Raw genomic sequence first — 12,573 nt, forward strand, 5'->3', positions numbered from 1 at the left:
CTTGAAATACTTTTGGCAGTCAAACCCTCTTTTTTCATCAAATAAAAATTCTATTCCTAAATTCTTAAGAAGGATTAAAGTTTTAGAGAACTTTTCTGATAACGAATTGAGGTTACTTTCAAACTCCCTACATCTTAGGCAGTTTGATGATGGAGAAGTTATCTTCAAGCAGAATGATAATGGTGTTGGTTTCTATTTCATCTACGGTGGAAGAGTTGATATTATTGTTGAGAATGACCAAGGAGTGAGTGACTTTTCTTCAGATAATAAATTAAATCATGTCGTTTCACTAGAGAAGATGGATTACTTTGGTGAGCTTGCTCTTTTGCAACAGCAAAGTATAAGAAATGCTACGGCCCTTGCAAGAGAGTCCTGCCAATTATTAGGTATATTTAAACCAGATTTAGAAAACCTAATCAACTCTAACCCAACAATAGCGACAAAGCTTTTACAAGCAGTATCTATTATAACTGCTAATAGGTTATTTTCAGTTACTAATGAAGTGAGACGCTTGAAGTATAAAATCAAGCAACTGGAAAGAAAGAATGACGAGTCAGATTAATAAGCCTGAGAAGATAAGACTATTCATATTTGTATTAGGAATAGTCTTGTTTTGTTTCTCACTTTCTCTTTTTCCTAGAGTGACCATTCCTTTAAGTGTTGCTTACGTCATTAGTCTTATATTTACACCGATAATTCCAATGGTGATGAGGTTTGGAATTAAAAGAGCAACTGCTGTTAATATAGTATTTGTTTCGATTTTATTTTTATTCTCATACCCACTTATAAAAATAACTCCAACAGTTACAAACGAAGCACAAAATGTGCAGTACTATCTTCCGAAAATTGAAAACTTTTTAAAGAGTGAGTATAAGGAAGTAACAAATAAGATTGAAGAGAAGACTGGTTACGTTGTTGGTGATGAAATTCTTAATAATTCATTAAGTTACGGACAAAAAGCGACAACTGAAATTTTACTTCAGGTTCCGAAGTATTTAGGTTCAGTTATTGAGTGGATCTTTTTAGTACCATTATTTGTCTTTTTTATTCTTAAGGATGGAAAAAACTTTAAAAATAGTTTTTTGAAAATTGTTCCAAATTCAATATTTGAGCGCTTCTATTACCTTTCACATCAGTTTAATAGACAGCTTGGAGATTATATTTTTGCGAAATTTGTTGAGGCAAGTATTGTAGGTGTAATTATCTCAACAGGTCTATTTATCATTGATGTTCGATTTGCTTTGCTTCTAGGTTTGGTTGCCGCTCTAACTAATGTAATTCCTTACCTTGGGCCAATTCTAGGAACTATTCCTGCTATTGTTTTTGGACTTGCAGAATACGGTTGGGGACCTACTTTTGGGGCCATCGCTATTCTTTATATCGTGGCCAACTGTATTGATATTGCACTCGTTTTTCCTATTTTAGTGTCAAAAATTGTAAATCTTCATCCACTAATGGTTGTTGTGAGTGTGATTTTAGGTTCCACGTTCTTTGGGGTAGTTGGGATGATCATTTCGATACCTCTTGCTGCAGCGTTCAAGTTAATTTCTATAGAAGTATATAATGAATTATACGGTGTAAAATCGAGATAGTTGCTTTGACGGTGCTACGCTGCAAATGATATGCTAACTTCCATATATCTACAAAGGAAGTAAGTGTGCGCTTATTATTAGTGACATTTTGTTTGGCCCTTATGTCGTGTTCTACACCAAGGCCAGCAGGTAAAACAGAAGCAGAAGTTCTTTATAAAGAGGCCCAGGATCTAATTAAAGATTCTAGATATATACTGGCTACCGAAAAGTTAAATACGATAAGATCTCAATACCCTTATAGTTTCTTTGCTACACATGCTGAGCTTTTACAGGCAGATATTTTATTTAGCCAGGAGAGCTTTGTTGAATCGGCAGCTGCCTATATCTTATTTAAAGACTTTCACCCAAAGCATCCAAAAAGAGCTTATGTAACTTTTAGAATTGCAGAGTCTTTCTTTGCTCAAATTCCAGATACATTTGATAGAGACCTGTCAGCAGCTCATGAGTCTGTAAAATATTACCAAGAGCTTTTAAATTTCTTTGAAAAGTCTGAATATACTGAAGGCGCAATTGAAAAGATAAAGCTTGCTCAAGGTATGATTCTAAATAAAGAAAAATATATTGGTGACTTCTACTTTAAAACAAAAGTATATGATGCTGCTAGATATAGGTATTTATCTATAATAGACAGATTTAGAAATGAGCCAGAATTATTGGCCCATTCTATGATTAGAGTTATAGAGAGTTCTGGAAAACTAAAAGAAAAAGATTCATGTACTAAGTATTATAATCAATACAAAGAGTTAATAGAGCAATCTCATTCTAAGAAATTACGAAGCGTTTACAATAATTGCGTTAGGTAATAGGGGAAATATGGAAACTTTTAATTCAGCAGAACTTCTAGAGAAAGCAAAGCATTGTTACAATAATGGAGAATATAAGAAGGCGGCTGCTATCTTTAACGAGATAATAGAAGTTGATCCAAAATCAATAGACGCTCTTTTCTATCTTGCAAATATTTTTCATATTAACGGTGAGATTGGTAAGGCCATTAAAGCTTTCAATAAAGTAATAAGCATTGATCCTACTCATACTGATGCAGCAATTTCATTGTCTGTTCTTTATAATGATATTGGTCATTACGAAGATGCTAAGAAAGTTTTTAACCAGGCCAATGAGCGTGTTAAAACTCGTGCTAGAGGCAATGAGGGAATAGATGATCAACATGTTAATAAGAAGTTTGCATTAAAGCATTTAGAGCTGGCAGACCTTTATATGACGTATAACAGATTTGATGAAGCCCTATTTGAATATAATAAAGTAGTTGCTCTCGATACAGAGAATGTAGAAACAAAAATTAAGATTGCAAAAGTATATGCTAAGAAAGGTTTCGTTTCTAAGGCCATTGATGAACTTAAAAAATTAAGAACAGAGAGACCAAACTATACTAATGCTAGAGTAGCTCTGGGTGTTCTTCAGTATGGTAATGGAAATATTTTAGAGGCGCAGGCAGAATGGGAAAAAGTTATTTCTCTTGAGCCAATGAATTCTGAAGCAGCGATGTATTTGAATTTATCTAAGACAGCTACAGAAACAAATTTATAGAGAGAATTAAAATTAGATACAAAAAAGCCAGCTAGTTGCTGGCTTTTTTATTTATTTAAGCGTCTGGGCTAATTTTTGTTGTAGTAGGTGTTTGAGGTGTACTCTCTTGAGTCTCTACCGTCTCTTCTGGAGTGTTAGAAAGGTTAACTGTAGTTCTAACAGAGTCATCAGAAGTATAAGCAACTATGTATCTTTTAAGACTAGTGTACATTTCAAATTTAACCTCAAGTTTTGAATCTTGAAGAACAATTTGTCTTGCTAGTTTTGTCTTATTATTAATAACAATTGGTGCTTTCATATTTGCTGACATATTCGTTACTACTTGTGGAATAGTAAGAATAGTGTAAATACTTGCTTCACTTAGGTTCTCAAGGTTTAAGCTTGTAAGTTCTGCTGGTAGTAACTTAACAGAATAATCTGGCTTAAATATTTTTGGTTCTATGATAGGAAATGCTGTACTTGCATCATCGATAGACTGAATCCAAAGAATTAAAGTTTGGTCACCCGGATCAACAATGAAGAACTTAGTTAGTTGTTCAAAACCTAACAAGCCGTCTTTAAAGGTAATAATGTCACTATTATCTACTTCAAGTTCACCAAATCTAGTTGTGTTGATTTTCACTTATGGCCTCCAAAATTCGAGCCTCAATAGCTCGCCTCATGATTCTAGCAGCCGTAGGACCAGAAGTGCAAGAAGGAAATTCTTGCTTATTTCTTTAACTCGTCTGCTAAATCAGAAATTGAAGATAGGTCTGCCTGAGCAGCTTCAGTATTTTGATCCTGAATTGACTTATAAACTTCTTCTCTGTGAATTTTCGTTTCTTTGGGGGCTTTGATACCTAGCCGGACTTGCTTGCCCTTGATTTGTACCACAACAATCTTGATGTGATCATCAATCGCGATGCTTTCTCCTAGCTTCCTTGTCAAAACGAGCATAATAAACCTCTACTGTGTGAACCTTCCTGATTCGATCCGCAATGGTTCATATATTACCTCATTTTTCAAAAGGCAAGTAAAAACAGGCAAAAACTATCAAATACTTGTATAATATTTGTTGTATAGTGCCTTTATTGCGTCAATCTACAAAATTATCGGTCTATCTTAAGAAATCCATTAGATTTTGATTCATTAATCCTTGGGAGGATTTATAAGTCGTTTTTAAGACATTTTGATGTTTTGTTATATCAGAGAATACTTCAGCTATATCTGCATCTACTAATTTACTTTTTCTAGTTGCTCCCTCGATGTTTTCTGACTCGAGGCGTGACTTAGAGTTCATTACTGAGCTTGTAATGGAGCCTACTCTTGTTCTTAGAGTGATAAGTCTAGAGATACTTTCATCAAACTCTTCTAGTAAGCTTTGAATTAGTCCTGCGTCATTTGTTTCTAGCGCTACAGACAGACTTTCTAGTTGAGCAAATATATTGTCTCTTTTGTGAAGTCTTTCCCCTTCACTTGAGGCAAGTTCTCTTTTATTTTCTTCAGTTTGTTCGTTAACTGACTTCTTAAGCTTTTCTAGTGGATGAATATTTTTATCAGACGTATCGTCTGAAGAGTAAAATATCTCATGTCCATTTAGGTTGAGTGGCAAGAAGAAGTCCTTAGCAACTTCTACGGTCGTGTGCCCTTTGTCGCCTTTGTAATTACCATCGACGTCAAAAGGCTTTGTAAGAGTTGAGTATCCTGAAAAGATATGCTTTTGCCCAACTCTTTTGTTCGCAATTGAGAGCGCCAGGTTTCTAAGCTGGTTGACTTCATTTGCAATATTTTTTCTAACATCAGCATTATAAAAGTCTGATGATTGAGAAATCGCAATTTCTTTGGCCTTAACGAGAAGGTCAGTGAGTTGTTCAAGCGATTTCTCTGTTACGTTTAAATGTAGAAGAGCGTAATCAGCATTTCGCTGATATTGCTTATTGTCAGACATATTAGAAGTAATTGAGAGTGCCTCGACATTACTTATAGGGTTGTCTGAAGGACGAGAGATATCCTTAAGGGTTGAACCTTTCATTTGCAGGTCCTCTAGCTTTGACTTAGCTTTTCCGAGGGAAAAGTTTAGTGCTGCAGATGAACTATTTTCTGAAACTCTCGACATCTATATTATCTCTTAATTCCGATGACTGTTTTAAACATCTCATCAGCGGTTTGCATTATTTTAGCAGATGCATCATAAGCATGTTGAAACTTGACCATATTGGCAGCTTCTTCATCTATTGACACACCTACAAGTCTTTCCCTGATACTTACAGCTTGGGCCTTAAGACCATCTGCTTGTTCACTATCTAGTCTTGCTTTTCCTGATTCAAGTCCAATTTTCCCCACTGCTTGTAGGTAGAACTCTTCTAGAGTTGATTCGTCTTCACCAACTATTCTTTCATGTTGAATTTTAGATATTGCTAATGAAATTCTATTATCACCAGGGCTATTTGGACCTAGTGCTGTAACAATATTAGAAAGATCTTCTTTAACAGCCGTACTTAGTGACATATTTAAAGCAGAATCTTTTGGTCCAATTGGCTCTTTAAAGAAGTTGATTCCTGTAGTCATACCCTTAGAGTCAACATCTGAAACATTACCTTGTTCACCAACTTCAACCTGTCTATTTACATATCCACGTCTGTGTATGGCATTTACACTCTTAGTAAGATTATAAGCAATAGAGTCTATTTTATTTTTTATATCTACAATTTCTTCATTACGAACTTTAGCGAGTGAAGCTAAACTACCACCCTGAAACTTCTTCGTTAGAATATGTGCAGGTTTACCTTCAAAGAATATATCTGCTGAGCCAGGTAGACCATTAGTTGAATTTTCTTTATTACTAGTACCTATTTGAAGTCTCTGTACTTGGGTCGCAGTAACTAAGGTTCCAACTCCACGAGCAGCAACAACGAATTGTCCTTTGTTATCTTGGTAGGTGTGTACCTTAAAGGATTTTGATAAATTTCTAACAGCAAGGTCACGTTGATCACGTAAGTCACCAACTTCTTCATTAACTGCTTCTAGTGATCGTATTTTTGCATTTAGGCTAGCAATATGTTCCAGAGTTTGGTTGATGTCAGTGACTTCTGATTCCATATTTCCATCAATTCCAGCAGAAATTGAATTTAGACTTCCTTGTATTCTTTGAAAGTCTTGGACAACTAAGTTCGCTTGGTCACGAACAACAGATCTTATGGTTTCATTCTCAGGTTGATTCGCTAGTTCTCTAAAACTATTGAAAAATCTGTTTATTACTTGGTTGAGCCCGTCTGTATCAAGGTCATTAAATATATCTTCAACCTGTGACATTCTTTCCATTCTTTGTTCAAAGAATTTACTGTTTGATATAGATTTCTCAAGACGTTTATTTACAAAGTCATCATTGATTCTAGTAACTGACTTTATGCGTGTACCAGTTCCGTGAACTGTTCCGCCCTTTGTTATTGGAATATTTGTTGTTTGATTAACACGTTGTCTTGAATAGCCTTCAGTATTAACATTGGAAATATTATGCCCTGTAGTCTCTAAAGACTTTTTCGAAGCATTTAAACCTGTACGTCCAATATTTAATAAATCTGACACTTAAACCTCTATATCGAAAGACTTCTTGATTTGGAAGAGCCTCTTGAGTTGTAAGTAGAGTAGCTTTTCTCGCCAAGAGCTTCCTCACGAATACTCTTTAATGAACCAAGTGCTTTGTTAATAAATAACTGGTTGGTTCTATTTTGTGCTTGGATTTTTTCTATAATATCAATTAAAAGAGCGTTGAAATTAAATAAATGTCTGTGCTCTAGAGTTGATTCAAAGTTTTGAAAGTATGAAATAAGGTCTGAAACATGTGTAATGTTTTGATTTAGATCTCTGTTCACACGGGATATAATAGAGCTTCGTAAGTCTTCAAGAAGATTTACTCTATTGATTGTTTCTTGTTTCTCAGCAACTTTTGACTCTAAATTATCTAAGTCACTCGCAAGAAGTAGTGAGTACTCATCACAAGTTTGATCGAAAAGATTAGAGTGTTCTTCACACAACCTTTTCCAAAGGTCAGTAACTTGAAAATAATATAGTTCTTTTTTTTGTTGTTCCATAAATTACATTTCTTCCTGAAGGATTTTATCAGCAATAGCTTCAAAGTTCATTTTATATGTACCGTTTTGAATCTGATCTCTAAGCTTGGCAATTTTATCTGAATTATCAACCTCAGGGGCAGCATCAACAGCTTTTCTAATTCTTGAAAAGTCTTTAACGGCTTCAGGGATAGTTACACTACTATCTCTTTTTTCCATATCTTTCAGTTCATTGAATCTTCCAACATCATTTCTTTGAAGAGCCTTAATTTTAGCTGCATTTTTTCCAGTTACATTTGTCTGAGTATTTGGAAAAAATTTCGAACGTGTCGAATCAATATTATTCATGATGTGCCTCCTGGCCTAATCCATTTGAACCTGAATTTTTCTTACTGACTTGATATAGCTCAGCTTCATTACGTCTATTGACGTGAGCATTTTGCATTTCTACTTTTGGTTTACTTAATTGATTCGTTTGCTGTAAATATGCATTGTATGCGTAAGGGTTTCGTTTATTTTCTGGATAAATACGATCTAAGATTAAGTCTTGTAATCCAACTTGATTTCTATTAACCATGGCCTTAGAACGTTCTTCATTCTGTAGATCCATATAGTAATCCATACCAGTAGAAGTAGGTTCTGAACCACCAGAAGTCTTCCTCATTTCATCAATCATTAATTTAATAAATTGTTTTTCCATTCCTTGAGCTGCATCTAAATACGGCTTTGGAATAAACTTTTTATTCTCAGATTTATTTGTGAGAGGAGTATTTACAGGAATAGAATTGTTGATTTCTGACATAGTCATCCTGACCTTGTTCTTGGGGTGATAATTCCTTTATCACCGCTCTATTAGCTATATTGTAACATTTTTTAGGAAATTAATCCAGTTTATATAAATTCTACATCACCAATGAGAGCTCCATTACTCTTTAAAGCCTTAAAAATAGAAATAAGGTCTTCAGGAGTTGCTCCAAAAGCATTTAAGCTCTTAACTAAGTCATTTAGTGTAGTCTTTTTGTCAACAAAGTAGAGTGAGTTAGGCTTGTCTGAGCCGGTATCCTCATCTCCTTTTACTTCAATTGTTAAGTCGCCATGGCTTATTGCGACAGATGTGAGCTGAACACTACCTCCAGCGACTATTGTTCCAGTCCTTTCATTGATTACAATCTTTGTGACAGAGTCAGAGTTAACCTTAAAGTTTTCGACAATGGCGACAAGGTGAACAACCTCTCTTTGATAGTGGAAAGGTATTATTAAATCCACAGTTGTAGCATCTTTTGCAATTGCGTATTTACCTCCGAGTTCTTGATTGATTGTTTTTTCAATTCTTGCAGCAGTTGTGAAGTCGGGGTTTCTTAGTGCAAAACGTAGAGATTTCTTTTTATCAAAATCTATTTTGATTTCATTTTCGACAATTGCTCCGTTTGGAATAGTTCCAGTAGTTGCAAATTTTTTCCCTTTTTCGAGTCCTCCGATTGAGAGGGGCCCAGAGGCCACGGCGTAAACAACACTGTCTCCACCTTTAAGAGGAGTAATTAAAAGTGTTCCACCTGCTAAGGAAGAAGCATCTCCGATAGAAGAAACAGTAATATCAATTTTTTGTCCCTGTCTTGCAAATGGAGGAAGTTTTGCTGTAACAATAACTGATGCAACATTTTTAGATGAAACTTCATTTTGAGGGTTTAATCCTAGTTTTTGAAACATTCTTTTTAGGGATTTATTTGTAACTTCTCCACCCCCATCTCCAGTTCCATTTAGTCCAATAACAAGTCCGTAACCAATTATTGGATTATCTCTAACACCCTTAAGAGTAATAAGATCTTTTAGTCTTGTTTCAGAAAATGAAGAAACAGATAGAGCTAAAGAAATTGCAAAAATAATAATCTTCATAAATTACCTTAGTATGTGCACACTTGATTCAAGTATGTTGTCAGAGTTAATAGTATCTTCATCAGTAATATCTCTTCTAGAAATTAGAGCTTGAATTTCAACTAGTCTTTTCCTTTGTTGAAAGAGAACGCTTTTTTGGCCGCGAAGTAATAGGTGATCTTCGTTAATTTCTTCTACAATTACACTTGATACACGGTCGTATATTTTGTTTCCATTGTTCTCATTTTTATCTGCAGCAGTGATTGCATCTTCACTTTTTTCAGTATCTTCTTTTTTCTCTTCTTGACCCGCAGGCTTAGGAAGCTCAGGAAATGCTCTTTTTAACTCAAGAGTGATATCGTTTTTCAATGTTTTTTGAACATTAATAAGAACAATATCTCCATTTCTCTTATCTTTTAAAACTGTGAAAAGTTGACGATCATTACCTTTTCCGGCCCACAAACTTGCTTTATTTTCTGAATTATCTAGTAGATCATCTGCTTTATATCTCTTTCTAAGATTTTGTGTTGGCTTATAGTCTCTTCTAGTTCTTGGAGGTTGGTTCCTGTTGTAATATGGTTGATTACTGGCCGCAGTCGCAATTCTTCCAGAGTCAGTACCTCTTCTATAGCTTGTTGGAGGATTTTTATATTTTTCAAATGCGTCAACTGGTTGTTGGTTTCTTACCATATCTTGTCTATCTAAATCAGAATACATCTTGTTGATATAGTTACTACAAGAAAAGAGTAGAGCGGTTGAAAGAATAAGTACTAATTTAATAAACTTCATAATGATATTGAAACCTTGTTGTAGTCGATTACTTTACCGACAATGATTTTATTACTTCTTGATGATCTTAGTTGAACAGTTTCTCCAAACTTAGCGCTTCTAAGTGGCATCGCAGTACTTTTTAATGAAATAACCCCATTGTCTAGGACGACACTTGTTGGCATACCTGCTTTAACAAGTGAAACTGCTACAAGATCGTTTATAAGAATCGGTCTGTTATTAATTGATTTGTTAACTTTGTAGAAGACGAGCGAATCTATATTTGTAAAAAGTTCTGAAGGGTTTTCTGTGAAAACTTCTTCTTTTTTAAACATAGACTTTGAGAGAGGCTGATTATCTATTTTTATTATTCCTCTTGGAACTAGTGCTAATGTTTTGACTTGGAGTTTTGCATTTAGCATATGATATTTATTTGTTCCTTCCATTGTATTGTTTATAACTAATCTTATGGATTTATTTCCAGGGTAGCTACAAGATGGACAGTCTACATTTAAATTTTCATTTTTCTCTAAAGTAATTGCAGAAAGCTGAGTTGGTGCTTTGATATTTCTAATATACCAACTCTTAGTGAAAGAGAGTTTTTCAGTTAAATAATCTTCAAGCTTAAAGATTGAGATTCTGTCGGGAGTGATTTTAACTTTCTTGTTTACGAGTGAACTGAAGACTCTAGAGATTTGATTCCCTGATGTATTGCCTTTAGTATCAATTAAAAATCTGATGAATTCATTATTAGTAGCGCTGTCACAATTTGATTTTTTTATCAAAGTCTTTGTTAATCTAGTAGATATATTTGTTAATAAAAAACTTTTAGGATAAATATCAATCTGGCATGGTTTAGACCATGCCGAAAATGAAGATAATAATGTTATTGCTATAAATATTTTTATCATTAATTACCTAATGTTATTAACGGTCTGTAGCATTTGATCCGCAACACCCATAACTTTTGAATTCATTTCATATGCTCTTTGGGCCTTTATTAGAGATGTCATTTCATTCATAATACTAACGTTAGAAGATTCTAAAGCCCCTTGAGATATAGTCCCAGCATTTGTATTCCCAGCAATGTTTTGAACTGCTTGGCCACTTGATCTCGTTAGAGTATATAGATTCATACCTGTAGATTTTAAACCAACAGGGTTGATAAAAGTGAAAACTGGTATTTGCCCTAGTACTGTAGGCTCTACTTGATTTGAAAGGTATGCTTCAACTGTACCATCGTGTCCGATATGTACACTCTTTGTTCCCGGAGGAAATATAAAAGATGGAAATACTTTATAACCTTGTTTGTTAACTAGAGTACCTGTCGCATCAACATTAAATGATCCATCCCTAGTATATCTAACCTCGTTGTTTGGAAGCATCACTCCAAAGAATCCCTCTCCACTGATCATAAGGTCATATGGGTTGTTTGTTATTTGTTGTGAACCTTGAGTAAATTCTTTTCTAACCCCAGATACCTTTGCTCCAGATCCAATCTGAACACCAACGTTATTCATCGTTTCTGCGCTAGATCTAGATCCAGCTTCTTGAATAGTTTGGTATGATAAATCTTGAATTTCTGTTCTCTGCTTTTTATAGCCAGTAGTATTTACGTTGGCGATATTGTTAGAAATTGTAGATACATTCATCTCTTGAGCAGCCATTCCGGTTGCTGCAGTATTAAGAGCTCTAGACATCCCAAAAGACTTAGAAACTTGTAATAGGAAAAGAGATAAAATAATTGTTTTCATTACTCTGTACATTTTGGTCCTTAGAACTTTGCTATTTCGTTTACGCCTTTTCCACTAATCGTGTCATAGGTCTTAATTACTCTTTGTATACTTTCAAAATTACGATTGGCTTTAATCAGGTCTGACATTTCTTGTATGGCATTTACATTTGATTGCTCAATAAAGCCCTGGTAAACGGCTGTTTTGTTTTGGTCAGTACTTATGTTTTTGATATTTTGATTTATGTAAAAAGAGTTTCCCTCTTTCTTTAGGGCATGAATATCATTGAACTCTACGACAGAGAGGTCAGATATTTTTCCGTTATTATTTGATAATTCACCTTGAAAGTTAATAGAGAGCCTTCCTGCTGATTGTGGAAGTTGAATAGTTCTCTCATTTGGAGCTGGAAGATCTCCTCCCGCTGTAATTAGTGCAGGGTCTAATCTAGATAGCACAGGGTCTCCACCGTCTGTAACAAGTAGCCCTGCAGGATTGATAGAAAGGTTTCCTTTTCTTGTGTAGCGAACACCATTAGGAGTTAATACTTCAAGAAAGCCTTTTCCTTTAAGCGCTATATCCAAAGGGTTTCCAGTAGGAGATGTTTGACCTTGTTGAAAGTCAGTAAATGATCCATCTACCTTAACTCTGGCATGTTCTGCACCATAACTTCTATAGAAGTCTTCAGGCTTCCATTCTTTATGAGGTAGGTCTATATCTTGATTGTGACCTTTCTCAAATTGAGTTAAGTATTCTTTAAATACAATTTGATCTTTTTTGAAGCCAGGAGTATTAGCATTTGCCACATTATTAGCTATCGTCTCAACTTTTCTTTGTTGAGCAATTGCGCCTGAAAGTGGGACCCAAAGTTCTTTCAAGTCATCTCTCCTAGATTTTTATTTAGTAGTGCCTTCATGGCATCTACTGCATTTCTAACCTAACTATAGCAACCACAGTGCCAAAACCTCTACATGGGCAAAATTATCCTTAATAAGTAAGTCTTTGAAATTTTATGTT

16 protein-coding genes are annotated in these 12,573 nt (G+C 34.7%); 4 read left to right on the forward strand and 12 right to left on the reverse strand.

All coding sequences use genetic code 11. The features are described from left to right. The 4 genes from ABX784_RS06095 to ABX784_RS06110 form a co-directional block, all read left to right on the forward strand. Positions 1-562, forward strand: a 562-nt coding sequence (locus ABX784_RS06095; RefSeq protein ID WP_372653907.1) for a cyclic nucleotide-binding domain-containing protein, incomplete at its 5' end; no start/stop codon positions are given. Beyond that, positions 546-1,592 (forward strand): AI-2E family transporter, encoded by a 1,047-nt coding sequence (locus tag ABX784_RS06100; protein ID WP_372653908.1) that lies wholly within the window; start codon positions 546-548, stop codon positions 1,590-1,592. The genes ABX784_RS06095 and ABX784_RS06100, both read left to right, overlap by 17 nt. A 65-nt stretch (positions 1,593-1,657) precedes the next feature. Then, positions 1,658-2,395: an outer membrane protein assembly factor BamD gene (locus ABX784_RS06105; protein ID WP_372653909.1), complete on the forward strand. Its 738-nt coding sequence runs from the start codon at positions 1,658-1,660 to the stop codon at positions 2,393-2,395. A gap of 10 nt (positions 2,396-2,405) precedes the next feature. Further along, a complete protein-coding gene (locus ABX784_RS06110) occupies positions 2,406-3,137 on the forward strand; it encodes a tetratricopeptide repeat protein (protein WP_372653910.1) in 732 nt (243 codons plus the stop codon). Positions 3,138-3,192: 55 nt separating this feature from the next. On the opposite strand, the gene fliW is transcribed toward ABX784_RS06110, so the two are convergent. The 12 genes from fliW to flgF all read right to left on the reverse strand — a co-directional run bounded on the left by fliW (position 3,193) and on the right by flgF (position 12,434). Beyond that, on the reverse strand, positions 3,193-3,759 hold the full coding sequence (fliW, locus tag ABX784_RS06115; RefSeq protein ID WP_372653911.1) for a flagellar assembly protein FliW: 567 nt from the start codon (positions 3,757-3,759) through the stop codon (positions 3,193-3,195). 86 nt (positions 3,760-3,845) lie between these two features. Next, positions 3,846-4,073 (reverse strand): carbon storage regulator CsrA, encoded by a 228-nt coding sequence (csrA, locus tag ABX784_RS06120; RefSeq protein ID WP_014245873.1) that lies wholly within the window; start codon positions 4,071-4,073, stop codon positions 3,846-3,848. A 160-nt stretch (positions 4,074-4,233) separates the two neighbouring features. Next, a complete protein-coding gene (gene flgL / locus ABX784_RS06125) occupies positions 4,234-5,232 on the reverse strand; it encodes a flagellar hook-associated protein FlgL (protein ID WP_372653913.1) in 999 nt (332 codons plus the stop codon). 5 nt (positions 5,233-5,237) lie between these two features. Then, positions 5,238-6,701, reverse strand: coding sequence for a flagellar hook-associated protein FlgK (gene flgK, locus ABX784_RS06130; RefSeq protein ID WP_372653915.1), 1,464 nt, complete (start codon positions 6,699-6,701; stop codon positions 5,238-5,240). An 8-nt stretch (positions 6,702-6,709) separates the two neighbouring features. Further along, a complete protein-coding gene (gene flgN, locus ABX784_RS06135) occupies positions 6,710-7,207 on the reverse strand; it encodes a flagellar export chaperone FlgN (protein ID WP_372653916.1) in 498 nt (165 codons plus the stop codon). A gap of 3 nt (positions 7,208-7,210) precedes the next feature. After that, positions 7,211-7,534, reverse strand: coding sequence for a flagellar biosynthesis anti-sigma factor FlgM (gene flgM, locus ABX784_RS06140; protein ID WP_372653917.1), 324 nt, complete (start codon positions 7,532-7,534; stop codon positions 7,211-7,213). Further along, positions 7,527-7,988: a rod-binding protein gene (locus ABX784_RS06145; protein WP_372653919.1), complete on the reverse strand. Its 462-nt coding sequence runs from the start codon at positions 7,986-7,988 to the stop codon at positions 7,527-7,529. The genes flgM and ABX784_RS06145 overlap by 8 nt, the downstream gene beginning before the upstream one ends. Positions 7,989-8,077: 89 nt before the next feature. Then, complete coding sequence (locus ABX784_RS06150) at positions 8,078-9,079, reverse strand: flagellar basal body P-ring protein FlgI (RefSeq protein ID WP_372653921.1); 1,002 nt, start codon at positions 9,077-9,079, stop codon at positions 8,078-8,080. Between the two features lie 3 nt (positions 9,080-9,082). Next, positions 9,083-9,847, reverse strand: a complete 765-nt coding sequence (locus tag ABX784_RS06155) for a flagellar basal body L-ring protein FlgH (protein WP_372653922.1) — start codon at positions 9,845-9,847, stop codon at positions 9,083-9,085. After that, positions 9,844-10,737, reverse strand: a complete 894-nt coding sequence (locus tag ABX784_RS06160; RefSeq protein WP_372653923.1) for a flagella basal body P-ring formation protein FlgA — start codon at positions 10,735-10,737, stop codon at positions 9,844-9,846. Before ABX784_RS06160 ends, ABX784_RS06155 begins: the two co-directional genes overlap by 4 nt. Positions 10,738-10,740: 3 nt before the next feature. Beyond that, positions 10,741-11,580 (reverse strand): flagellar basal-body rod protein FlgG, encoded by an 840-nt coding sequence (gene flgG, locus ABX784_RS06165; protein WP_372653925.1) that lies wholly within the window; start codon positions 11,578-11,580, stop codon positions 10,741-10,743. A 20-nt stretch (positions 11,581-11,600) separates the two neighbouring features. Next, a complete protein-coding gene (gene flgF / locus ABX784_RS06170; protein ID WP_372653927.1) occupies positions 11,601-12,434 on the reverse strand; it encodes a flagellar basal-body rod protein FlgF in 834 nt (277 codons plus the stop codon). Positions 12,435-12,573 lie beyond the last annotated feature (139 nt).

This window comes from Halobacteriovorax sp. (assembly GCF_041587335.1).
Classification (GTDB): domain Bacteria; phylum Bdellovibrionota; class Bacteriovoracia; order Bacteriovoracales; family Bacteriovoracaceae; genus Halobacteriovorax.

Coding starts and splice junctions, on each gene's coding strand:
- ABX784_RS06100 (WP_372653908.1), top strand. CDS start 546: ATGACGAGTCAGATTAATAAGCCTGAGAAGATAAGACTATTCATATTT.
- ABX784_RS06110 (WP_372653910.1), top strand. CDS start 2,406: ATGGAAACTTTTAATTCAGCAGAACTTCTAGAGAAAGCAAAGCATTGT.
- csrA (WP_014245873.1), bottom strand. CDS start 4,073: ATGCTCGTTTTGACAAGGAAGCTAGGAGAAAGCATCGCGATTGATGAT.
- flgL (WP_372653913.1), bottom strand. CDS start 5,232: ATGTCGAGAGTTTCAGAAAATAGTTCATCTGCAGCACTAAACTTTTCC.
- flgN (WP_372653916.1), bottom strand. CDS start 7,207: ATGGAACAACAAAAAAAAGAACTATATTATTTTCAAGTTACTGACCTT.
- flgM (WP_372653917.1), bottom strand. CDS start 7,534: ATGAATAATATTGATTCGACACGTTCGAAATTTTTTCCAAATACTCAG.
- ABX784_RS06145 (WP_372653919.1), bottom strand. CDS start 7,988: ATGTCAGAAATCAACAATTCTATTCCTGTAAATACTCCTCTCACAAAT.
- ABX784_RS06150 (WP_372653921.1), bottom strand. CDS start 9,079: ATGAAGATTATTATTTTTGCAATTTCTTTAGCTCTATCTGTTTCTTCA.
- ABX784_RS06155 (WP_372653922.1), bottom strand. CDS start 9,847: ATGAAGTTTATTAAATTAGTACTTATTCTTTCAACCGCTCTACTCTTT.
- ABX784_RS06160 (WP_372653923.1), bottom strand. CDS start 10,737: ATGATAAAAATATTTATAGCAATAACATTATTATCTTCATTTTCGGCA.
- flgG (WP_372653925.1), bottom strand. CDS start 11,580: ATGAAAACAATTATTTTATCTCTTTTCCTATTACAAGTTTCTAAGTCT.